This window comes from Streptomyces sp. NPDC048197, from assembly GCF_043202395.1.
GTDB classification, from domain to species: domain Bacteria; phylum Actinomycetota; class Actinomycetes; order Streptomycetales; family Streptomycetaceae; genus Streptomyces; species Streptomyces siderophoricus.
Window position 1 is genome coordinate 69,228 of the sequence record NZ_JBIDAJ010000007.1, and the last position, 21,294, is coordinate 90,521.

20 protein-coding genes are annotated in these 21,294 nt (G+C 72.5%); 13 read left to right on the plus strand and 7 right to left on the minus strand.

The window, feature by feature from the left end; translation table 11 throughout:
- Positions 1 to 136 precede the first annotated feature (136 nt).
- On the minus strand, positions 137 to 1,303 hold the full coding sequence (locus ACGF4C_RS12250) for an adenylate/guanylate cyclase domain-containing protein (protein WP_030413126.1): 1,167 nt from the start codon (positions 1,301 to 1,303) through the stop codon (positions 137 to 139).
- 228 nt (positions 1,304 to 1,531) lie between these two features.
- The gene (locus ACGF4C_RS12255; protein WP_393565572.1) at positions 1,532 to 2,404 is read right to left on the minus strand and encodes a biotin--[acetyl-CoA-carboxylase] ligase; all 873 of its coding nucleotides are present in this window, start codon (positions 2,402 to 2,404) and stop codon (positions 1,532 to 1,534) included.
- Positions 2,405 to 2,535: 131 nt separating this feature from the next.
- Here ACGF4C_RS12255 and ACGF4C_RS12260 point away from each other — a divergent pair, with 131 nt between their 5' ends.
- The 8 genes from ACGF4C_RS12260 to ACGF4C_RS12295 all read left to right on the plus strand — a co-directional run bounded on the left by ACGF4C_RS12260 (position 2,536) and on the right by ACGF4C_RS12295 (position 9,100).
- Positions 2,536 to 4,125 carry an acyl-CoA carboxylase subunit beta gene (locus ACGF4C_RS12260; RefSeq protein ID WP_362140290.1) on the plus strand — a complete coding sequence of 530 codons (1,590 nt, stop codon included), beginning with the start codon at positions 2,536 to 2,538 and terminating at the stop codon, positions 4,123 to 4,125.
- Positions 4,126 to 4,187: 62 nt separating this feature from the next.
- Complete coding sequence (locus tag ACGF4C_RS12265) at positions 4,188 to 4,403, plus strand: acyl-CoA carboxylase epsilon subunit (RefSeq protein WP_393565573.1); 216 nt, start codon at positions 4,188 to 4,190, stop codon at positions 4,401 to 4,403.
- Between the two features lie 134 nt (positions 4,404 to 4,537).
- The gene (gene mmpB, locus ACGF4C_RS12270) at positions 4,538 to 4,666 is read left to right on the plus strand and encodes a morphogenic membrane protein MmpB (RefSeq protein ID WP_267881485.1); all 129 of its coding nucleotides are present in this window, start codon (positions 4,538 to 4,540) and stop codon (positions 4,664 to 4,666) included.
- A gap of 183 nt (positions 4,667 to 4,849) precedes the next feature.
- Positions 4,850 to 6,334: a peptidoglycan D,D-transpeptidase FtsI family protein gene (locus tag ACGF4C_RS12275; RefSeq protein WP_393565574.1), complete on the plus strand. Its 1,485-nt coding sequence runs from the start codon at positions 4,850 to 4,852 to the stop codon at positions 6,332 to 6,334.
- 43 nt (positions 6,335 to 6,377) lie between these two features.
- Positions 6,378 to 6,992 carry a Maf family protein gene (locus ACGF4C_RS12280; protein WP_393565576.1) on the plus strand — a complete coding sequence of 205 codons (615 nt, stop codon included), beginning with the start codon at positions 6,378 to 6,380 and terminating at the stop codon, positions 6,990 to 6,992.
- A 51-nt stretch (positions 6,993 to 7,043) separates the two neighbouring features.
- Positions 7,044 to 7,571 carry a hypothetical protein gene (locus ACGF4C_RS12285; protein WP_393565578.1) on the plus strand — a complete coding sequence of 176 codons (528 nt, stop codon included), beginning with the start codon at positions 7,044 to 7,046 and terminating at the stop codon, positions 7,569 to 7,571.
- A gap of 76 nt (positions 7,572 to 7,647) precedes the next feature.
- Complete coding sequence (locus ACGF4C_RS12290) at positions 7,648 to 8,478, plus strand: MOSC domain-containing protein (protein WP_393565580.1); 831 nt, start codon at positions 7,648 to 7,650, stop codon at positions 8,476 to 8,478.
- A 55-nt stretch (positions 8,479 to 8,533) separates the two neighbouring features.
- Positions 8,534 to 9,100 carry a DJ-1/PfpI family protein gene (locus tag ACGF4C_RS12295; protein WP_393565582.1) on the plus strand — a complete coding sequence of 189 codons (567 nt, stop codon included), beginning with the start codon at positions 8,534 to 8,536 and terminating at the stop codon, positions 9,098 to 9,100.
- A gap of 125 nt (positions 9,101 to 9,225) precedes the next feature.
- Here the strand turns inward: ACGF4C_RS12295 and ACGF4C_RS12300 are convergent, their stop codons facing one another.
- Positions 9,226 to 9,720, minus strand: a complete 495-nt coding sequence (locus ACGF4C_RS12300) for a hypothetical protein (RefSeq protein ID WP_393565584.1) — start codon at positions 9,718 to 9,720, stop codon at positions 9,226 to 9,228.
- 475 nt (positions 9,721 to 10,195) lie between these two features.
- Here ACGF4C_RS12300 and ACGF4C_RS12305 point away from each other — a divergent pair, with 475 nt between their 5' ends.
- Positions 10,196 to 11,965, plus strand: a complete 1,770-nt coding sequence (locus ACGF4C_RS12305; RefSeq protein WP_393565585.1) for an acetyl/propionyl/methylcrotonyl-CoA carboxylase subunit alpha — start codon at positions 10,196 to 10,198, stop codon at positions 11,963 to 11,965.
- A 95-nt stretch (positions 11,966 to 12,060) separates the two neighbouring features.
- Here ACGF4C_RS12305 and ACGF4C_RS12310 read toward each other — a convergent pair whose 3' ends face one another.
- Positions 12,061 to 13,245 (minus strand): alpha/beta hydrolase, encoded by a 1,185-nt coding sequence (locus tag ACGF4C_RS12310; protein ID WP_393565586.1) that lies wholly within the window; start codon positions 13,243 to 13,245, stop codon positions 12,061 to 12,063.
- 405 nt (positions 13,246 to 13,650) lie between these two features.
- Here ACGF4C_RS12310 and ACGF4C_RS12315 point away from each other — a divergent pair, with 405 nt between their 5' ends.
- On the plus strand, positions 13,651 to 14,277 hold the full coding sequence (locus tag ACGF4C_RS12315) for a TetR/AcrR family transcriptional regulator (RefSeq protein ID WP_374102736.1): 627 nt from the start codon (positions 13,651 to 13,653) through the stop codon (positions 14,275 to 14,277).
- A 63-nt stretch (positions 14,278 to 14,340) separates the two neighbouring features.
- On the opposite strand, the gene ACGF4C_RS12320 is transcribed toward ACGF4C_RS12315, so the two are convergent.
- Both ACGF4C_RS12320 and ACGF4C_RS12325 read right to left on the minus strand, forming a co-directional pair.
- Positions 14,341 to 15,324, minus strand: a complete 984-nt coding sequence (locus ACGF4C_RS12320; protein ID WP_393565588.1) for a DeoR/GlpR family DNA-binding transcription regulator — start codon at positions 15,322 to 15,324, stop codon at positions 14,341 to 14,343.
- A 343-nt stretch (positions 15,325 to 15,667) separates the two neighbouring features.
- Positions 15,668 to 17,113, minus strand: coding sequence for an NAD(P)H-quinone dehydrogenase (locus ACGF4C_RS12325; protein ID WP_393565590.1), 1,446 nt, complete (start codon positions 17,111 to 17,113; stop codon positions 15,668 to 15,670).
- A gap of 137 nt (positions 17,114 to 17,250) precedes the next feature.
- Between ACGF4C_RS12325 and ACGF4C_RS12330 the strand changes: the two genes are divergently transcribed.
- From ACGF4C_RS12330 to ACGF4C_RS12340, 3 genes are all read left to right on the plus strand, one after another.
- On the plus strand, positions 17,251 to 17,688 hold the full coding sequence (locus ACGF4C_RS12330; RefSeq protein WP_030413146.1) for a gamma-glutamylcyclotransferase: 438 nt from the start codon (positions 17,251 to 17,253) through the stop codon (positions 17,686 to 17,688).
- A gap of 153 nt (positions 17,689 to 17,841) precedes the next feature.
- Complete coding sequence (locus ACGF4C_RS12335) at positions 17,842 to 18,663, plus strand: purine-nucleoside phosphorylase (RefSeq protein WP_030413147.1); 822 nt, start codon at positions 17,842 to 17,844, stop codon at positions 18,661 to 18,663.
- A gap of 142 nt (positions 18,664 to 18,805) precedes the next feature.
- Positions 18,806 to 20,485: a phospho-sugar mutase gene (locus tag ACGF4C_RS12340; RefSeq protein WP_393565592.1), complete on the plus strand. Its 1,680-nt coding sequence runs from the start codon at positions 18,806 to 18,808 to the stop codon at positions 20,483 to 20,485.
- Positions 20,486 to 20,565: 80 nt separating this feature from the next.
- Here the strand turns inward: ACGF4C_RS12340 and ACGF4C_RS12345 are convergent, their stop codons facing one another.
- Positions 20,566 to 21,192 carry a PH domain-containing protein gene (locus ACGF4C_RS12345; RefSeq protein ID WP_393565593.1) on the minus strand — a complete coding sequence of 209 codons (627 nt, stop codon included), beginning with the start codon at positions 21,190 to 21,192 and terminating at the stop codon, positions 20,566 to 20,568.
- Positions 21,193 to 21,294 lie beyond the last annotated feature (102 nt).

Here is a 21,294-nt window from a genome sequence, read left to right on the forward strand (position 1 = left end):
CAGGTGGGCGCTCCGCGGAACAGGGCCGACCGCACACGGAACGAGCCTGCCGGAACGGACCCGCCTGGACGGAACCGGCCGGACGGACCCGCCGGAACGGGCACGCCTGAACGGACGCGGCGGGAAGGCGGCGGCCTCAGGTGCGGCGGGTCAGCAGCCAGGGCTCCACGACGCCCAGTCCGCGCACCGGGCGCTGCCACATCGGCTGGAGCGCGAAGCGGTACGACGGCGGCGGTTCGCCGGTGCCCTCCTCGGCGGCCTTCTCCGCGGCCGCGGCGTCCGCCTCGGACACCGGGGCGTCACCGATCCGGCCCAGCTCCTCGGCGAACGCCTCGTCCACCAGCACGGTGTCCTTCGGCGCTATCGAGGTGAGCCGGCTGGCCAGATTGACGGTCGTACCGAAGACGTCGCCCATCCGGGTCGTGACCGTGCCGAAGGCGATGCCGACCCGCAGCTCCGGCATGGTCTCGTCATGGGTCATGGTCTCGATCAGCCGCAGCCCGATCTCGGCGGCCACCCCGGCGTCGTCGGCGGAGAACAGCACCTCGTCCCCGAGGGTCTTGATCAGCCGGCCGCCGTGCGCCGCCACCAGGTCGGAGCAGGTGGTCTCGAACGCCTCGACCAGCTCGCCGAGTTCCTCCTCCTCCAGGCGCCGGGTCAGCCGGGTGAAGCCCACCAGGTCCGCGAAGCCCACGGCCAGCCGCCGGTCGACCATTTCGGCGTCGTCCTGGGCCCGGACGACCCGGCCGGTCGCGGCGGCGAGCTGGCGCCGCCAGACGTAGACCAGGAACTCCTCCAGCTCGGGGAGGAGCAGCTCGACCAGCGGGTACGTGATCTCGGTGCGGGTCAGGCCGGAGTCCTGGGGCTCGGTGAGGCCCTCCAGGAAGGAGTCGATCTGCCAGTCGGCCAGCCGGGCGGTGGTCTGGCCCGTGGAACGGGCCACCTGAATGGCCATCGCCTCGCTCAGCAGACCGGCCTCGACCAGACCGGCGAGCCGGCGCAGGGCCAGCACGTCGGCCTCGGTGAGCGCCTTGACCTGGCCGATGTCGGCGAAGCCCATGGCCCGCCAGAAGCGGGACGCGAGGTCCATCGAGACCCCGGCGCTGCGGGCCGCCTGGAACGGCGTGTACCGGCGGTCGGCGCCGAGGATGAGCTGTTCGAGGCGGACGGCGATGTTGTTCTCGTCGCCGTGTCCGTCACCGTCGCCGCCGGCCCCCGGGGGGTCGCCGGCCGGGACGTCGCGTACGGCATCGCCCTCGGTGGCCACATCGCGCGGGGTGGCGCCCGAGTCGTCGGCACTCACCGGCCGCTCCCTGTCCGATCCCTGCGCACTGCCCTTCCGATCACTGCTCGCCCGTGGCCCGCTCCCCGGCGGACCGCCTCAACGATACGGCAGGTGTGCTCTGGCTCACTCTCACATGTCGGCCCTGACCACGGAAGAGGTGGGGACGCGCCGCCCGGTGGGGCCGGTCGGCCCGCCCGGCGCGGGGGCTCACCGGGGGGCGCAGGCCGGGGGCCGGCAGGGGGCTCATCAGGAGCCGTCCGCCGGGCGCAGATGGATGATGTCACCCGCTCCCACGGGCTGCTGCACACCGTCGGCGGTGGCCAGCACCAGCCGCCCGTCACCGTCGATCGCGACCGCCTCGCCGGTGATCTCCTGATCGCCCGGCAGTTCGGCACGCACCGAACGGCCCAACGTGGCGCAGCCGGCCGCGTAGGTCTCCTGCAGACGGCTGCGGACCGGGTCGCCGTTCGCCTCCTGCCACCGGCCGTACCACTGCTCCAAGGAGCGCAGCACGGCGCGCAGCAGCGGGTCGCGGTCGGTGTTCCGGGCGCCGGCCAGGGCCAGCGAGCCCGCGGTCGGGACCGGGAGTTCCTCGGCGGTCAGGGACACGTTGAGGCCGATGCCGACGACGACGCCGGAGCCGGCCCGTTCGGCGAGGATGCCGCCGGCCTTGCGCTCGTGGTCATCGACCGTGACGAGCAGGTCGTTGGGCCACTTGAGTGCGGTGTCGACGCCGGCCGTGCGGGACAGGGCCGTTGCGGTGGCGACGCCGGCCAGCAACGGCAGCCACCCCCAGCGCTCCATGGGGACGCGGGGGGTGACGAAGACGGAGAAGAAGAGGCCGGAGCGCGGGGGCGCCGACCAGGTGCGGTCGAGCCGGCCGCGGCCGGCGGACTGCTCCTCGGCCACCAGAATGGCGCCCTCGTCCTCGCCCTTGGCGGCCCGGGCCGCCAGGTCGGTGTTGGTGGAACCGGTGGCGGGCACGACGTCCAGACCGGTCCACAGGCCGCCGGGCCGGACCAGCGCCCGCCGCAGGGCGGCGGCGTTCAGCGGGGGGCGGCCCAGATCGCTCCAGCGGCCGGCGTCTTTGTCCCGGTTTCCCGGTGGTTGAGGCGTCATGCCACCAGCCTAGGTGTGGTCAACGACGCAGTGCCGCTGAGCAGTCCCGCCGATACGCTACGGATTGGTAGCCACACACGTACCACCCTCAGTACGAGCACCAGTCCAGGACGAGCAGGAGCCGCATCCCGATGTCCGAGCCGGAAGCAAACATCCACACCACCGCGGGCAAATTGGCGGATCTGCAGCGGCGGATCGAAGAGGCCACCCACGCCGGTTCCGCCCGCGCGGTGGAAAAGCAGCACGCCAAGGGCAAGTTGACGGCGCGTGAGCGCATCGATCTGCTGCTGGACGAGGGCTCGTTCGTCGAGCTGGACGAGTTCGCGCGGCACCGTTCGACCAATTTCGGGATGGAACAGAGCCGCCCGTACGGCGACGGCGTGGTGACCGGCTACGGCACCGTCGACGGCCGCCCGGTGGCCGTCTTCTCGCAGGACTTCACGGTCTTCGGCGGGGCGCTCGGCGGGGTCTTCGGCGAGAAGATCGTCAAGGTGATGGACTTCGCCCTGAAGACCGGCTGCCCGGTCATCGGCATCAACGACTCCGGCGGCGCGCGCATCCAGGAGGGTGTGGTCTCGCTCGGCATGTACGGCGAGATCTTCCGCCGCAACACCCATGCCTCGGGCGTGATCCCGCAGATCAGCCTGATCGTCGGCCCGTGCGCGGGCGGTGCGGTCTACTCCCCCGCGATCACCGACTTCACCGTCATGGTCGACCAGACCTCGCACATGTTCATCACCGGACCGGACGTCATCAAGACGGTCACCGGCGAGGACGTGGGCTTCGAGGAGCTGGGCGGGGCGCGGACGCACAACACCACCTCCGGCGTGGCGCACCACATGGCGGGCGACGAGAAGGACGCCATCGAGTACGTCAAGGGCCTGCTGTCGTACCTGCCGTCCAACAACCTCTCCGACCCGCCGGTCTTCCCGGAGGAGGCGGACCTGGAGACCTCGGACGCCGACCGCGAGCTGGACGCGCTGATCCCGGACTCGGCCAACCAGCCGTACGACATGCTCACGGCCATCGAGCACGTCCTGGACGACGGCGAGTTCCTGGAGACCCAGGCGCTCTTCGCGCCGAACATCGTCACCGGCTTCGGGCGGGTCGAGGGCCACTCGGTCGGTGTGGTCGCCAACCAGCCGATGCAGTACGCGGGCACCCTGGACATCAAGGCCAGCGAGAAGGCCGCGCGGTTCGTGCGGACCTGCGACGCGTACAACATCCCGGTGCTGACCTTCGTCGACGTGCCCGGCTTCCTGCCGGGCACGGACCAGGAGTACGACGGGATCATCCGGCGCGGCGCCAAGCTGATCTACGCGTACGCCGAGGCGACGGTCCCGCTGATCACCGTCATCACCCGCAAGGCGTTCGGCGGCGCGTACGACGTCATGGGCTCCAAGCACCTGGGCGCGGACCTCAACCTGGCCTGGCCGACCGCGCAGATCGCGGTCATGGGCGCCCAGGGCGCGGTCAACATCCTGCACCGCCGCACGCTCGCCGCGATCGAGGACCCCGCGGCGCAGGAGCAGCGGCGCCAGGAGCTCATCCAGGAGTACGAGAACGCCCTGCTCAACCCGTACGTGGCGGCCGAGCGCGGCTACGTCGACGCGGTGATCATGCCGTCCGAGACCCGCCGGCACATCGTCCGGGGGCTGCGCACGCTGCGCAACAAGCGCGAGTCGCTGCCGCCGAAGAAGCACGGCAACATCCCGCTCTGACCGGCCGGTACACGGCGGGGACCGGCAGTACACGGCGAGGACCGGCGAAGGGAGCCGTCTCGATGATCAAGGTCGTACGGGGCAATCCGACCCCCGAGGAGCTGGCCGCCGCCCTGGCGGTGGTGCAGGCCCGGGCCGCGGCGGCCGCTGCCGCCGGGCCCGGGGACGGCGAGACAGGCAGGACCGAATGGGCCGATCCGGCGGCCACGGTCCCGGCGCGGTCACGGCTGCCGCACCCGGGGCCGCGGGCCTGGCGGACGAGCTACTGGCCGCGCTGACCGCTCACCGGCCGGTGCGTGCCGGCCGGCCCCTCCGGCTGATCGATGCATGATGCATTGACTAGTCCTTCGGACCGTGGCGCCTGAGTACGCGTACTCAGGCGCCACGAGCGTCATGGGCACAGGATCGTTACATGCTGTGGTCCGATCCGCCCGATGAGCCGCCCGAGGAGCTGCGCGACGCGCAGGCCAAGCTCCGCCGGCTGGGCATCGTGCTGGCCGTCGCCGCAGTGCTGCTGATGGTCCTGCTCTCGGAGCGCTGACCCGGCCGGACCGCATCGGACCCGCACCCGACCGGCGGGATGGCCGCCCCGGGGAGGTAACACTCACACCTCCCGACTGTTCCCGACCGCAACCATCCCCCCGCCTTTCGCATCTTTCCCTCCTGACAGCGCAATTCGGACGCCCGGCCTCCGGACCGGCCGCCGACGGGGAGTGGGAGAGCGATGAACAGGCCGCTGAGACACATAGCCGTCTTCTGCGGGGTACTGGTACTGGCTCTGCTGGTACGGGCGACCTGGGTCCAGTTCGTCCAGGGCGACGACCTGGCCAACGACCCGAACAACCGCCGCGTGAAGATCGAGGCGTTCTCCTACCCGCGCGGCAACATCATCGTGGGCGGCAAGCCGATCACCGGTTCCGTGGCGACCTCCGGCGACTTCAAGTACAAGCGGACGTACACCGACGGCCCGATGTACGCCCCGGTCACCGGCTTCGCCTCCCAGGCCCAGGGCACCACCTTCCTCGAAGGCATCTACAACAAGCTCCTCAGCGGCAAGGACGACAAGCTCGCGCTCAAGCGGGCCCAGGCGATCCTGACCGGCGAGAAGCCGCGCGGCGGCGATGTCATCACCACCATCGACCCCAAGGCGCAGAAGGCCGCTTACAAGGGGCTGACCGAGCTGAACGCCAAGGGCGCGGTGGTCGCCCTCGACCCGCGCAACGGCCGGGTCCTCGCGCTGGCCTCCACCCCCTCGTACGACCCCTCGGTCTTCTCGGGCATCTCCAACTCCGAGGCCGGGAAGTTCAAGGCGCTGGACGCCGACAAGGACAAGCCGCTCAGCAACCGGGCCCTGCGCGAGACCTACGCCCCCGGCTCCACCTTCAAGATCGTCACCGCCGCCGCGGCCCTGGAGCACGGCGTGATCACCGACATCGACGCCCACACCGGCGCCCCCGCCCCGTACCAGCTGCCGCTCAGCACCACCAAGATCGGCAACGACGTGGCCGGTGCGCCCTGCGACAAGGCGTCCCTCAAGACCGGTATGCAGTGGTCCTGCAACAACGTCTTCCTCGACACCGCGCTGAAGGTCGGCAAGGACAAGATGCGCGAGACCGCCGAGAAGTTCGGCTTCAACTCCAACGTCTACGACGAGGAGCTCGGCGACCTGCTGGCCACCAAGAGCCTCTACCCGGACAAGCTCGACAAGCCGCAGACCGCGCTCACCGGCATGGGCCAGGGCAGCCTGACCAGCACCCCGATGCAGATGGCGATGGTCGCCGCGGCGATCGCCAACGACGGCAAGCTGATGACCCCGCACATCGTCGACGAGCTGCGCGGCCCCGACCTGAGCACGATCCAGAAGTTCGAGCCGAAGACGATGTCCCAGGCCGTCTCCGCCGGCACCGCGAAGAAGGTGCAGGAGATGATGGAGTACACCGTCTCGGACGGCACCGCCGAAAAGGCCAAGATCGACGGCGTGACGGTCGGCGGCAAGACCGGCACCGCCCAGCACGGCGCCAACGTCAACGACGAGCGGCCCTACGCCTGGTTCGTCTCCTACGCCAAGCAGAGCGACGGCTCCTCCCCGGTCGCGGTCGCCGTCTTCGTCGACCCCAAGGACATGGACATCCCGCGCTCCGAGATCGCCGGCGGCAAGCTCGGCGGCCCGATCGCCAAGCAGGTCATGCAGGCCGTCCTCGGCAAGTAGTCCGCCCGACCCCGGCCCGGCCCGGCTCCGTACGATGGCGGGCATGACCGAACAGCCGCGCCCCCGCCGTCTCGTCCTCGCCTCCCAGTCCCCCGCCCGGCTGGGCCTGCTGCGCCAGGCCGGGCTGGCGCCGGAGGTCATCGTCAGCGGCGTCGACGAGGACGCGGTCACCGCCGACAGCGCCGCCGAGCTGGCCCGGGTCCTGGCCGAGGCCAAGGCCGCTGCGGTCGCCGACCGCCCGGAGGCGGCCGGTGCGCTGGTCGTGGGCTGCGACTCGGTCCTGGAGCTGGACGGCCGGGCGCTGGGCAAGCCGGCCGACGCCGAGGACGCCACCGCCCGCTGGAAGTCGATGCGCGGGCGGTCCGGCGTACTGCAGACCGGCCACTGCGTGATCGACACCGCGGCGGGCGGCCGCCGGGTCTCCGCCACGGCCTCGACCACGGTCCGTTTCGGCGAGCCGACCGACGCCGAGATCGCCGCCTACGTGGCGAGCGGCGAACCGCTCTTCGTCGCCGGCGCCTTCACACTCGACGGCCGCTCCGCGCCCTTCATCGACGGCATCGACGGCGACCCCGGCAACGTCATCGGCCTGTCCCTGCCGCTGCTGCGCCGCCTGCTGGCCGAACTGGACGTCCGCATCACCGACTTGTGGACCTGAGCCGCCGGGCCCGGCGGCTCGTCACGGGGGAACGCATCACACGGGGGGAACATGAACGACCACGCGCCGGCGCATGCCGCGACGGCCCACACCGCGCTCAACCACAACGTGAGCCTGCTCATCGGGCTGCTCATCGTCGCCCTGATCATCCGCCGCCAGCTGCGGACCCGTCCGGTGCGGCCCCGGGCGTCGCTGATCGGCCCGGCCGTGCTCGGCGTGCTGGGCGTGGCCGCGCTGGCTTTCGGCGTGGCCTCGGTCGTCAAGGAGCACCCGCTGACGCCGCCCGTCATCGCCCTGGTCGTCGCCACCCTGGTCATCGGGGTGCCGCTCGGCCTCGTCCGGGCGACGACGGTACGCGTCTGGCACGACCCGGAACGCGGCGTCCTGCGCCAGGGCACGCTGATCACCACCGCCCTGTGGCTGGTGTCCGCCGCCGTGCACGCCGGCATGGCGGAGTGGATCGACCACACCGCGGCGGCCGGCCTGCTGGGCTTCTCGACGCTCTACCTGTACCTGTGCGTGACGTACGGCGTGCAGGGCCATATGGTGCGCCGGCGGGCGGCCGGACTGCCGGGGTGACGCGGCCGCCGCGAGGGGCGTCCCCGGACGCGGATATCCGGACGCCCGGCGGCCGTCCGGCCTCTACGCTGCCCCCATGGCAACTGTCGTCGAACTGATCAGCTACCCCGTCAAGGGCTGCGCCGGTGTGCCGGCGGAGGGGGCGGAGCTCACCGAGGCCGGGCTCGCCCATGACCGCACCTTTCTGGTCGTCGGTGCGGACGGCGTCTTCCGCAGCCAGCGCACCGACCCGGGCCTGGCGGTGATCCGCCCGGAGGTCAGCGCCGACGGCACCCATCTCACCCTCTCCGCCCCGGGCGCCGGGCCGCTGCACCTCCGCATCGAGGACGGCACCGCCTCGCCCGCCAGGGCGGACGTGACCATGTTCGGCGCGCCCTACCGGGCCGTCGACCAGGGCGAGGCGGCCGCCGGGTGGCTGTCCGAGGTCCTCGGCGCGCCCAGCCGGCTGGTCCGCGTACCTCCGGAACACGACCGGGTCACCGACGGCCTGACCCCCGGCACCTCCGGCTTCGCCGACTCCAGCGCCGTGCACGTCCTCTCCCGCGCCTCCCTCGACGACCTCAACTCCCGTATCGCCGCGGCCGGTCGCGCACCGGTCCCGATGACGCGCTTCCGCCCCAACATCGTGGTGGACGGCTGGGACGCCCCGCAGACCGAGGACCGCGTCCGGCGGGTCACGGTCGGCGGCGGCGAGCTGGGCTTCACCAAGCTCGCCATCCGCTGCGCGGTCACCCTCGTCGACCCGGCGACCGGCACCAAGGCGGGCCCCGAGCCCCTGCGCACCCTCGCCGGCTACCGCCGGGTGCCGGAGGGCGGCGTCGCCTTCGGCGCGAAGTTCTCCGTGACGGCCACCGGAAAGCTGGCGGTCGGCGACGCATTCCACGTCACGTCCTGGGGAACCGATTGACCCGATAAGCCCGGTCGGTCCGACCGGGCCGGGTCCGTCCACCCAAGGAGTGCACATGCCCCGGATCCTGCTCATCGCCGGTGACGCCACCGAAGACCTGGAGTTCTTCTACCCGTACCAGCGGCTGCTGGAGGAGGGCTACGAGGTCCACGTCGCGGCCCCCGCCCGCAAGAAGCTGCGGTTCGTCGTGCACGACTTCGTCGAGGGCTTCGACACCTACGTCGAACGCGAGGGCCACTCCTGGCCGTCCGACGTGGCCCTGTCCGAGGTCGACCCGGCCGAGTACGCCGCGCTGGTCCTCCCCGGCGGCCGGGCCCCCGAATACCTCCGCAACGACACCGACTACCGCCGCGTCGTCACCCACTTCTTCGACGCCGACAAGCCCGTCGCCCACATCTGCCACGCGGCCATCACCCTGGCCCCCCTCGGCGTCCTCAAGAACCGCCGCACCGCCGCCTACCCCGCCTGCGCCCCCGACGTCGACCTCGGCGGCGGCACCTTCGTCGACGCCTCCGCAGTCGTCGACGGCAAGATCGTCTCCGCCCGCGCCTGGAACGACCACCCGGAATGGATGCGCGCCTTCATGGAGGTACTGCGGGAGCACGCGCCGGTGAAGGGGTGACCGGTGACACATGTCGGGGCCCGGGATTTCTCCCGGGCCCCGACCGTACCTGTGCCGGCACCGTCGGCCGCCACACTCCACCGCGACGTGCGACAGGGGTGACGCCACGTCAGGCGTCGCGGACGTCAGAGCGCGCCCGGGGCCGCCGGTCGGGGTCCGTTCGGGGGACCGCCGGCGGACGGACCGCCGGCGGACGGTTCGGCGGCCGGGTCGCCGTTCGCGGGGGCGCGCCCCTCCCCGTACGCCACCAGCGTCAGGACCAGGAGCGCCAGCACCACCATCAGCGCGAGGAACGCGGGCCAGCCGGCCAGGCCGACGGCGAGGGCGCCGACGATGCCGTGCACCACCGCGGCACTGATGAGGACGATCCGGGCGAAGCCGCCGGGAGCCCGGTCGCGGACCGCCGTGCGGACCAGGATGCCCGCGCAGAACAGGAGATAGAGCCCGAAGACGGCACCGGCTATCCAGGAGCCGGCGGACATCGCCCGTGGATCGAGGCCCGCCAGCGACATCTGCTGCTTGTCCACGACGATGCTCAGGATCCAGTTGAGCAGCACGATGCCGCACGCCTCCAGGACCAGTACCACCGCCGCGACCAGGGCCACCGGTCGTCGCGCCACCACATCCACCCACTTCCGCCAAGTGCCGGGCCCGATGCCGGTACCGCGCGCACAGCCGCCGCCCGGAGTCCAAGAAGGGCATCGCGCACGCTACTAATGGGTAATAGCCGGGGCAAGGGTTCTGCACGAGTGGGTGCGGGACGCCGCGCGGATCACGGCCCCCGGCCGCTCCCGGCGCGCCCGGCGTACGGAGCGGCCCGCAAAGTTTCCTTCGCCCATTCGTAGGGACTCCACAAAGAATTGACGATCCGCTGGCTGCGGAACGTTCGAGATCTAGGCCACACCGCGTCCCGCGCCGGAGCCCGGGAATCCGGGCCTACCCTGGGATACCAGGGGACTTAGGTCCCTCACTGGCGCCCCGAGCACACTCCGTGTGGGAAAGCTCACCCCAGGGAACGGGTCGGCACGCGGTGTCGCCAGTCCCTAAAATCGCCGCATCCCTTTGTTGCGGCGAAGCGCCAAGGAAGGACCCATCGTGCGCAAGGTGCTCATCGCCAACCGTGGCGAAATCGCTGTTCGCGTTGCCCGTGCATGCCGGGACGCGGGGATCGGCAGCGTCGCTGTCTACGCCGACCCCGACCGGGACGCACTGCACGTCCGCGCGGCAGACGAGGCATACGCCCTGGGCGGTGACACTCCTGCCACCAGCTACCTGGACATCGCCAAGGTCCTGGCTGCGGCCGCCGATTCGGGCGCGGACGCCATCCACCCCGGCTACGGCTTCCTCTCCGAGAACGCCGAGTTCGCGCAGGCGGTGCTCGACGCGGGGCTGACCTGGATCGGCCCGCCCCCGCACGCCATCCGCGACCTCGGCGACAAGGTCGCGGCCCGGCACATCGCCCAGCGCGCCGGTGCCCCGCTGGTCGCCGGCACCCCCGACCCGGTCTCCGGCGCGGAGGAGGTCGTGGCCTTCGCCAAGGAGCACGGCCTGCCGATCGCGATCAAGGCGGCCTTCGGCGGCGGCGGCCGCGGCCTGAAGGTCGCCCGCACCCTCGACGAGGTCCCGGAGCTGTACGACTCCGCGGTGCGCGAGGCGGTCGCCGCCTTCGGCCGCGGCGAATGTTTCGTCGAGCGCTACCTGGACCGTCCGCGGCACGTCGAGACCCAGTGCCTGGCCGACAAGCACGGCAACGTGGTCGTCGTCTCGACCCGTGACTGCTCGCTCCAGCGCCGCCACCAGAAGCTGGTGGAGGAGGCCCCCGCGCCGTTCCTGACGGCCGAACAGAACGCCGAGCTGTACCGCGCGTCCAAGGCCATCCTCAAGGAGGCCGGCTACGAGGGCGCGGGCACCTGCGAATTCCTCGTCGGCCAGGACGGCACCATCTCCTTCCTGGAGGTCAACACCCGCCTCCAGGTCGAACACCCGGTCACCGAAGAGGTCACCGGCATCGACCTGGTCCGCGAGATGTTCCGGATCGCCGACGGCGAGGAGCTCGGCTACGACGACCCGGCGCTGCGCGGCCACTCCTTCGAGTTCCGCATCAACGGCGAGGACCCGGGCCGCAACTTCCTCCCCGCGCCCGGCACGGTCACCCGGTTCGACGCGCCGACCGGCCCCGGTGTCCGGCTGGACGCCGGTGTCGAGGCCGGCTCGGTCATCGGCCCGGCCTGGGACTCCCTGCTGGCCAAGCTGATCGTCACCGGTGCCACCCGCGAGCAGGCCCTGCAGCGGGCCGCCCGGGCGCTGGCGGAGTTCACCGTCGAGGGCATGGCCACCGCCATCCCGTTCCACCGCGCGGTCGTCCAGGACCCCGCCTTCGCGCCCGAACTCACCGGCTCCGCCGACCCGTTCACGGTCCACACCCGCTGGATCGAGACCGAGTTCGTCAACGAGATCCCGCCGTTCGCCGCACCCGGCGGCGAGGAGTCCGAGGCCGACGCCCGCGAGACCGTCGTCGTCGAGGTCGGCGGCAAGCGGCTGGAGGTCTCGCTGCCGTCCTCGCTGGGGATGCCGCTGGCCCGGGCCGCGGTCGCCGGCGGCGCCAAGCCCAAGCGCAAGGCCGCCAAGAAGGCCGGCAGCGCCGCCTCCGGCGACGCCCTCGCCTCCCCGATGCAGGGCACCATCGTCAAGGTCGCCGTCGAGGAGGGCCAGCAGGTCACCGAGGGCGAACTGGTCGTCGTCCTGGAGGCCATGAAGATGGAGCAGCCGATCAACGCCCACCGCACCGGCACGGTCAAGGGCCTGACCGCCGAGGTCGGCGCCGCGCTCACGTCCGGCGCGGTGATCTGCGAGATCAAGGACTGATCCGCGGCAGCGCCACGCACGACGCGCAACGGGGCTCCCGGCAGCGATGCCGGGAGCCCCGCGCGCTTTTCCGCCCCGCCGCCACGGCTTGCCTGCTACGAGTTCCCCACCACGTCCTCCGGGAACGTCAGCTGCTCGTTCATCCAGGTGAGCGCGGCGGGCAGTTCGCGCCGCCAGGTGGCGAAGTTGTGGCTGCCGTGGTCGAGGACGACCGAGTCCGCCTTCATCGGGGGGCGCACCGCGGCCAGGAAGGCCCGCGCGGCCGGATAGTTCTTCTCGCCGGTACGGCTCGTGCCGATCAGCACGTTCACCTGCGGTGCGGGCAGGTGCCGCAGCCGCCACATCAGATCGTGCTCCAGGCGCCGCCGGGCCCGCTCCCGGCCGTCACCGAAGAGGTTGCCGGTGGTCGGGTCGTTGCTGACCTTGTAGTCGGGCGAGAGGGCGGCCGCCGAGGTGTACGTACGGTCGTGCCGCATGGCCAGCTGGAGGGCGCAGCTGCCGCCCGAGGAGTAGCCCAGGACGCCCCAGCCGCCCGGGTCGTGGCCGACGCGGTAGTGCGACCTCAGCGCCTCCGGCACGTCCCGCGCGAAGAACGTCTCGGCCTGCGGGCCGCCGGGCACGTCGACGCACTGGGTGTCGCGCGGCGGCGCGATCGTGGGCCGCAGCATCACGATGACCGTCGGCTGCATCCGGCCGGACCGGATCATCGCGGCGGCGGTCTGCGGCAGCCGCAGGTGCTGCCCCAGCAGGAACGTACCGCCCGGGTAGCCGCTCAGCGCGACGATGACGGGGAAGCGCTGGCGGGCGTACTGCGGCTGGAAGTACTGCGGCGGCAGGTAGACGTACGCCGGGTCCACCGCCCGGGTCCGCCGCCCGACGATCCGCACCGACTCCACCCGGCCCACCAGCTCCGGCCGGCCCTTCGGCAGCCCGTGCACCTTGTCCAGGCCGTCCGGGCCGGACGTCTGCACCAGCCCCTTCGACGGGTCGCCGGCCGGGCCCGCCGCACCGCCGTCGCCCCACTTCCCGAGCGCGGCCGGCGCATCGTCGTACAGGCCGAGCAGCTCGTGCCACGACGCGTAGAACTGGAAGTTGGCGTTCACCGCCAGGCCGAGTGCCGAGACGACGGCCAGCTGGGTCGCCGCGATCGAACCGAGCCGCCCCAGCAGCGCCCGCGGGCCGCGCCCGGCGAACCGCGGCCACAGCCAGAGCGTGAGCGCCACGCAGACCACGGCGACCGCGGCCATGGCGTACAACAGCGACCGGCTGGTCAGTCCCATGACGTATTTCCCCAGACGTCCCGCGCCGCGCGCCGCTCCCCCGGCGGCCCGCCACGGCGTATTCCGCGGTCCTCCGGAAGAGCCCGGAAGACCTCATTGCGCCAGGTTTGATGTCCCTTGACGCCCCGGCGTTGCGGGCCCCCGCAGGAGTTCGGCCGCGCGACCGCTGCGGTACGCCGGGACTTCACACGGAGGCCGCCGGGTGGCTACGGGAGGCGGGCGCGCGGGGGCGGAGAGGGGGCCGACGAGGGCCGACGAGGGCCGACGAGGGCCGCGCGACGACAAGTGGAGGCGTCCTCCGCACCGGCCCGGAAATCCTTGCCCGCCGCACCGGATCACCCCGCAATCCGGCAATGGCATCCTGGAGCCACCGGGCCGCAACGGCCGGGTCGAGGGAGGACGGCGATGGCGACCGAGACGGCAGGGCAGCGGCAGGTGGGCGGGCCGCCGGCGACCGCGGCGGTGCGGTCACCGGACGTGCGACCGATGCGGGCCGATGCCCGCCGCAACTACGAACGGCTGCTGACCGAGGCCCGTACGGCCTTCACCGAGCACGGCACGGACACCTCGCTGGAGGACATCGCGCGCCGCGCCGGAGTCGGCATCGGCACCCTCTACCGGCACTTCCCCAACCGCACCGCCCTCATGGGCGCGGTCTTCCAGAGCGAGGTCGACGCCCTGCTCGGCTACGCCAGGGAGCTCGCCGACGCCCCGCAGCCGTGCGCCGCGCTGGTCGACTGGCTGCGCGCGATCATCACCCACGCCAGCACCTACCGCGGACTGTCCCGCGCCCTGATGACGGCGTCGGCGGACGAGAGCTCGGGGATGGCGCGGTGCAGCGTGCCGATGCGGGAGGCCGGCGGCGCGCTGCTGGCCCGCGCGCAGCAGGCCGGGGCGGTACGGCCCGACGTGAACATCAGCGATCTGATGCAGCTGACCAACGGCATCGCGCTGGCCGTCGAGGAGTCCCCGGACGACCCGCAACTCGCCGACCGGCTGCTGACCCTGACCCTGACCGGCCTGAAGCCCTGACCGGGTTGACGCTCTGACCCGGCAGGCACGCCGACCGGGCCGGAACTCCGGTGCCTGCGGTCCTCAGCGCCGCCGCGGGGCGAGGTCCGCGACCCGGCCGCCCGGCGCCTCGGACAGCGACGGGGCCGACCGCAGCTGCGGTCCGCCACCCCCGCCCGGCCCGTGGCTGCGCCGCTGGCCCGGCAGCGGGACGTCCCGCCGGTGGCCCCGGCGGTCACCCGCCCCGCCGTCCATGCCCGGCTGACCGGTACCGTGCCCGGCACCCGTACCGCCGGCGACGGCGATCTGGACGCCCTGGTCGGCCAGCGCCTGGAGCTCCGTCGCGGCACGGTCGTCGTGGGCCGGCGGCTCGTCCGTCACCAGGAGGGTGATCACATCCGTCGGCACGGTCTGGAACATCGTGTCGGAGCCGAGCTTGGTGTGGTCGGCGAGCACCACCACCTCCCCCGCCGCTTGCACCAGCGCCCGGTCGACGCTCGCGGAGAGCATGTTGGACGTGGACAGCCCGCGCTCGGCGGTCAGCCCGCTGCCCGACAGGAAGGCGCGGGACACCCGCAGGCCCTGGAGGGACTGCTCGGCACCGCTGCCGACCAGCGCGTAGTTGGAGCCGCGCAGGGTGCCCCCGGTCATCACCACCTCGACGCGGTTGGCGTGCGCCAACGCCTGGGCGACCAGCAGGGAGTTGGTGACGACGGTCAGCCCGGGCACCCGGGCGAGCCGGCGGGCCAGCTCCTGGGTGGTCGTTCCGGCGCCGACGACGATGGCCTCGCCCTCGTCGACGAAACCGGCCGCGAGATCGGCGATGGCCGTTTTCTCCGCGGTCGCTAGATGGGATTTCTGCGGGAATCCGGATTCGCGGGTAAAGCCTCCCGGGAGGACCGCGCCGCCATGCCGGCGGTCGAGCAGTCCCTCTGCCTCCAGCGCCCGCACGTCCCGCCGTACGGTCACTTCGGAGGTCTGGACGACGCGGGCGAGCTCACGGAGCGAAACCGCTCCGTTGGCGCGCACCATTTCAAGGATCAATTGGCGACGTTCTGCAGCGAACACGAAACTGACAGTAACGCCAACGACCGTCTGTTTTCAGCAGGTTGCACCAATTAACGGAAGTTGTTCACACCGCACAGCGTGACGTGGTATGCGCCGTGCATATGTCGCGCGTACGTCGAACTCCCTTGCCCCGCAGAGCGCTTGCTGCCTGGTCAACCGGCCTGGCGACCGGAGGCGACGGAGCCGGACGACGACCCCGCAGCCACCCTCGCACGAGCGGGCTGCAGGGACGTTTCATCCCAAGTGCTCACCGGCAGCACAAAGTTTTCAATCGCCGCCGGCCGGCCGCATATCGGCCCTTTATCGGTTGTTCACCGCGCGGCCCGGCCGGACTGCGCCGCGCCTACTCGCTGCCCGTCTTCCGTGCGTGCAGCTGGCGGGCGACCTCGGCGATCGAACCGGACAGCGACGGGTACACGGTGAACGCGCTGGCGATCTGCTCGACGGTCAGATTGTTGTCGACCGCGATCGAGATCGGGTGGATGAGCTCGCTGGCGCGCGGGGAAACGACCACACCGCCGACCACGATGCCCGTACCGGGACGGCAGAACAGCTTCACGAAACCGTCGCGGATGCCCTGCATCTTCGCCCGCGGATTGCGCAGCAGCGGAAGCTTCACGACCCGGGCGTCGATCTTCCCGGCGTCGACATCGGCCTGCGAATAACCGACCGTGGCGATCTCGGGGTCGGTGAAGACGTTCGCGGAAACCGTCTTGAGGTTCAGCGGCGCGACCGCGTCACCGAGGAAGTGGTACATCGCGATCCGGCCCTGCATCGCCGCGACCGACGCCAGCGCGAAGACGCCGGTGCAGTCACCCGCCGCGTACACGCCCGGCGCGCTGGTCCGCGAGACCTTGTCCGTCCACACGTGGCCGGACTCCTTCAGCTTGACCCCGGCACCCTCCAGGCCCATGCCCTCGGTGTTGGGGATCGAACCGACCGCCATCAGGCAGTGCGTACCGGAGATGGTCCGGCCGTCGGCCAGCGTCACCTCGACCCGGTCGCCCACCCGCTTGGCCGACTGCGCCCGCGAACGCGCCATGACGTTCATGCCGCGCCGCCGGAAGACGTCCTCCAGGACCGCGGCGGCGTCCGGGTCCTCACCCGGCAGCACCCGGTCCCGGGACGAGACCAGCGTGACGCGGGAGCCGAGCGCCTGATAGGCACCGGCGAACTCGGCGCCCGTGACACCCGACCCGACCACGATGAGCTCCTCGGGCAGCTCGTCGAGGTCGTAGACCTGCGTCCAGTTCAGGATCCGCTCGCCGTCGGGCAGCGCGTCCGGGATCTCGCGGGGGTGCGCGCCGGTGGCGATCAGCACCGCGTCCGCGATCAGGCCCTCGGTCGTCCCGTCCGCCGCGGTCACCGTCACCTTGCGCGAACCGTCCGGCGCCTGGCCCGGCTCCAGCCGGCCGCGGCCACGCATGACCCGGCCGCCGGCGCGGGTCACCGACGCCGTGATGTCATGCGACTGGGCGAGCGCGAGCCGCTTGACCCTTCGGTTGACCTTCCCCAGGTCCACGCCCACGACGCGGGCCGGCCGCTCGTTGTACGGGGTGTCGTCCTCGACGATGATGCCCAGCTCTTCGTACGACGAGTCGAAGGTCGTCATCACCTCGGCCGTCGCGATCAGGGTCTTCGACGGCACGCAGTCGGTGAGCACCGACGCCCCGCCCAGACCGTCGCAGTCGACGACGGTCACCTCCGCGCCGAGAGAGGCAGCCACCAGGGCCGCTTCGTATCCGCCGGGTCCGCCACCGATGATCACGATCCGAGTCACGTACTCCATTGTCCCGCACGCCCGTACGTCCCTCGCGCCCGGGGGCGGAGTGAGGCGCTTACGTGCGCCGGGGCGCGCGCTGCCCCGCCTTGTACGAACCTCCGGTACCAAGAGCCCGGCGGGCATCCTCCCGTACCCTCGGAACCATGTCGCTCTACGCCGCGTACGCCGGCAACCTCGACGCGCGGCTGATGTCCCGCCGCGCACCGCACTCGCCGCTGCGCGGCACGGGCTGGCTCAGCGGCTGGCGGCTCACCTTCGGCGGCGAGCAGATGGGGTGGGAGGGCGCCCTCGCGACAGTCGTCGAGGACCCGGACTCCCAGCTCTTCGTCGCGCTCTACGACATCGCCCCGATGGACGAGGAGTCCATGGACCGCTGGGAGGGCGTCGGCATGGGCATCTACCGCCGGATGCGGGTCCGGGTGCACACCCTCGAAGGCGACGAGACCGCCTGGATCTACGTCCTCAACGGCTACGAGGGCGGCCTGCCCTCCGCCCGCTACCTGGGCGAGATCGCCGACGCCGCCGAGTCCGCCGGCGCCCCGCACGACTACGTGATGGAACTCCGCAAGCGGCCCTGCTGAGGGGCGGGCGGGCGGTCCGGCCCACCTCCTGTCCGGGCCGGGACCGCGGCATGTCCCGGGCAAGCCGTTCGTCAAAAGCCACAAGAGAACGTTCCCAGCACCGTGAGCAGCGACATCTACGCGCGTAGGGGAATACCGGCTACCCTCGTCCGCGTGAACGCATCTGTTACCCCGGACATCGCGCGCGACCCCCAGGGCGCCGCCGACGCCGCCGCCGCCCGCCTGCGCGAGCTGACCGGCGCCGAGACCCACGACGTCGCCCTGGTGATGGGCTCCGGCTGGGCGCCGGCAGCCGAGGCCCTGGGCGCGCCCGAGCACGAATTCCCCGTCACCGAGCTGCCCGGCTTCCCGCCCCCGGCCGTCGCCGGCCACGGCGGCAAGATCCGCTCCTACCAGATCGGCGAGAAGCGCGCCCTGGTCTTCCTCGGCCGCACGCACTACTACGAGGGCCGGGGCGTCGCCGCCGTCGCGCACGGCGTCCGCACCGCCGTCGCCGCCGGTTGCAAGACCGTCGTGCTCACCAACGGCTGCGGTGGCCTGCGCCAGGGCATGCGCCCGGGCCAGCCGGTCCTCATCAGCGACCACCTCAACCTCACCGCCACCTCCCCGATCGTCGGCGCGAACTTCGTCGACCTGACGGACCTGTACTCGCCGCGGCTGCGCGCGCTGTGCAAGGAGATCGACCCGAGCCTGGAGGAGGGCGTCTACGTCCAGTTCCCCGGCCCGCACTACGAGACCCCGGCCGAGATCAAGATGATCCGGACCCTGGGCGCCGACCTGGTCGGCATGTCCACCGTCCTGGAGGCCATCGCGGCCCGCGAGGCCGGTGCGGAGGTGCTCGGGCTGTCGCTGGTGACGAACCTCGCCGCCGGCATGACGGGTGAGCCGCTCAACCACGAAGAGGTCCTGCAGGCCGGCCGCGACTCCGCGACCCGGATGGGGACCCTGCTCGGACAGGTCCTCAGCAAGATCTGAGATCCGGCCGAGGGCCCGGCCACGGCCGCACGCCGCCGCCATGGCCGGACCACCGAGGGCCCGGCCGCGGCCGGGCGGGGCCGGGCCGGGCCGGCTCCCCGCACCCACCTCACCCACCGCATCCACTAGGCAGGAGCATGACGTGGCTACCGAATCCGCGGAGCTGATCGACCGGGCCCGGACCTGGCTGGCCGAGGACCCCGACCCGGAGACCCGGGACGAGTTGGCCAAGCTGATCGCGGCCGAGGACACCGACGAGCTGGCGGCCCGGTTCGCCGGCACCCTGCAGTTCGGCACGGCCGGGCTGCGCGGGGAGCTGGGCGCGGGCCCGATGCGGATGAACCGTTCGGTGGTCATCCGGGCCGCGGCCGGCCTCGCCGGGTACCTCCGGGCGAAGGGCGAGGGCTCCGGCCTGGTCGTGATCGGTTACGACGCGCGCCACAAGAGCGCCGACTTCGCGCGGGACACCGCGGCCGTCATGGTCGGCGCCGGCCTGCGCGCCGCGCTGCTGCCGCGCCCGCTGCCCACCCCTGTCCTGGCCTTCGCCATCCGGCACCTGGGCGCGGTGGCCGGCGTCGAGGTCACCGCCAGCCACAACCCGCCGCGCGACAACGGCTACAAGGTGTACCTGGGCGACGGTTCGCAGATCGTGCCGCCGGCCGACGGGGAGATCGCCGCGGAGATCGCCGCGATCCGCTCGCTGGCCGACGTACCGCGCCCCGAGGCCGGCTGGGAGACCCTCGACGACACGGTCCTGGACGCCTACCTGGCGCGTACGGACGCGGTGCTGACGCCCGGCTCGGCCCGGGACCTCGACGTCGTCTACACGCCGATGCACGGCGTCGGCCGGGACGTGCTCGTCGCCGCCTTCGCCCGGGCCGGCTTCCCGGCCCCCGTGGTGGTGGCGGAGCAGGCCGAGCCGGACCCGGACTTCCCGACCGTCGCGTTCCCCAACCCGGAGGAGCCGGGCGCGATGGACCTCGCGTTCGCCACCGCCCGGGCGCGGGGCGGGGACGTCGACCTGGTGATCGCCAACGACCCGGACGCCGACCGCTGTGCCGTCGCCGTCCCCGCCCCCGGCACCCCCGAGGGCTGGCGGATGCTGCGCGGTGACGAGGTCGGCGCGCTGCTCGCCGCCCACCTCGTCAGCAAGCAGGCGGCCGGCACGTTCGCGACGACCATCGTCTCCTCGCAGCTGATGTCCCGTATCGCCGCGGCCTCCTCGCTGCCCTACGAGGAGACCCTGACCGGCTTCAAGTGGCTGGCCCGGGTGGACGGTCTGCGGTACGCCTACGAGGAGGCGCTCGGCTACTGCGTCGACCCGGAGGGCGTCCGCGACAAGGACGGCATCACCGCCGCCCTGCTGGTCACCGAGCTGGCCGCGGAGCTCAAGCGGGCCGGCCGGACGATCGCCGATCTGCTGGACGACCTCGCGGTGGAGTTCGGGGTGCACGCGACCGACCAGCTGTCGGTGCGGGTCGAGGACCTGACGCTGATCGCCGACGCGATGCGCCGGCTCCGCGAGCAGCCGCCGGCCGCGCTGGCCGGTCTGGCGGTGACCCGGGCGGACGACCTGAACCAGGGCACCGACGCCCTCCCGCCGACCGACGGACTGCGCTACTACCTGTCCGGCTCCCCGGAGGCCGGCATCGAGTCCGCCCGCGTCGTCGTGCGCCCCAGTGGCACCGAGCCCAAGCTGAAGTGCTACCTGGAGGTCGTCGCGCCGGTGTCCGGGCCGGAGGCGCTCGACGCGGCGCGTACGAGGGCGGCCGCCACCCTGGCCGCCATCAAGGAGGACATGTCGGCGGCGGCCGGGATCTGACGGCCCCCTGCCACCTGCGGCAAGGCCCCTCGCCCTCGGGCGGGGGGCCTTCCCCGTAGGGGAGCCGGAGTCCGGGTGGGTCAGAGCGCGAGCATCACGACGAGGCCGACCGCACCCGCCACGAGGGGCGCGAGGATCGCGTACGCCCAGCGGACCACCGGCTCGCCCTGGGCGTCCGCCCGGCCCGCGACGCGTTCCTTGATCTCGCGCAGTTCGTCGAGGGCCTGGTCGGCCAGGGCACGCGGGGCCGGTCCGGCGCCGGCGTCCGGGCCGAACCGGGGGGTGTCCGCGCCGGCGCCGCGCAGCGCCTGCCGGTTCGCCTTCTTGCGCTGCCGCAGGGAGACCGGGATGGCCCAGAGCTGGAATTTCCCGGCGGTGGTGAAGACCTCGGTGGAGAACGAGGCCCGCAGTTCCTCGACCGCGCCCCAGGGCAGCGTGATCGTTCGGAACGGGTTGCGCACGGTCAGCCGCTCGTCGCCGGCCCGCACCAGCGGCCGCAGCGTGAAGGCGGCCACCAGCGGGACGCCGAGGAGCAGCGCGAACACCGCGGTCAGCCTGGCGTGCGGGGTGCCGTGCAGCAGGGCGTCGGCGCCGAGCCAGCCGCCGAGCAGCAGGAGCAGGACGCCGCCGACGAGGGCCGCGGGCGAGCGGTAGCTGCGCTCGGCGTACTGCTGCGGTGGCGGGGTGGTCCGGTCCTGGCGCGTCATGCCGCCGATTCTGCCTGACCGTCCGGATGCCGGACATTGCGTTACGGCATCATTCGGGCTGTGGCCGGAATGGCGGCGCCCAGGGGGATGACATTGCGCTAC

Coding starts and splice junctions, on each gene's coding strand:
- ACGF4C_RS12260 (WP_362140290.1), top strand. CDS start 2,536: ATGTCCGAGCCGGAAGCAAACATCCACACCACCGCGGGCAAATTGGCG.
- mmpB (WP_267881485.1), top strand. CDS start 4,538: ATGCTGTGGTCCGATCCGCCCGATGAGCCGCCCGAGGAGCTGCGCGAC.
- ACGF4C_RS12255 (WP_393565572.1), bottom strand. CDS start 2,404: ATGACGCCTCAACCACCGGGAAACCGGGACAAAGACGCCGGCCGCTGG.
- ACGF4C_RS12285 (WP_393565578.1), top strand. CDS start 7,044: ATGAACGACCACGCGCCGGCGCATGCCGCGACGGCCCACACCGCGCTC.
- ACGF4C_RS12310 (WP_393565586.1), bottom strand. CDS start 13,245: ATGGGACTGACCAGCCGGTCGCTGTTGTACGCCATGGCCGCGGTCGCC.
- ACGF4C_RS12345 (WP_393565593.1), bottom strand. CDS start 21,192: ATGACGCGCCAGGACCGGACCACCCCGCCACCGCAGCAGTACGCCGAG.
- ACGF4C_RS12330 (WP_030413146.1), top strand. CDS start 17,251: ATGTCGCTCTACGCCGCGTACGCCGGCAACCTCGACGCGCGGCTGATG.
- ACGF4C_RS12325 (WP_393565590.1), bottom strand. CDS start 17,113: ATGGAGTACGTGACTCGGATCGTGATCATCGGTGGCGGACCCGGCGGA.
- ACGF4C_RS12280 (WP_393565576.1), top strand. CDS start 6,378: ATGACCGAACAGCCGCGCCCCCGCCGTCTCGTCCTCGCCTCCCAGTCC.
- ACGF4C_RS12295 (WP_393565582.1), top strand. CDS start 8,534: ATGCCCCGGATCCTGCTCATCGCCGGTGACGCCACCGAAGACCTGGAG.
- ACGF4C_RS12265 (WP_393565573.1), top strand. CDS start 4,188: ATGATCAAGGTCGTACGGGGCAATCCGACCCCCGAGGAGCTGGCCGCC.
- ACGF4C_RS12290 (WP_393565580.1), top strand. CDS start 7,648: ATGGCAACTGTCGTCGAACTGATCAGCTACCCCGTCAAGGGCTGCGCC.
- ACGF4C_RS12315 (WP_374102736.1), top strand. CDS start 13,651: ATGGCGACCGAGACGGCAGGGCAGCGGCAGGTGGGCGGGCCGCCGGCG.
- ACGF4C_RS12275 (WP_393565574.1), top strand. CDS start 4,850: ATGAACAGGCCGCTGAGACACATAGCCGTCTTCTGCGGGGTACTGGTA.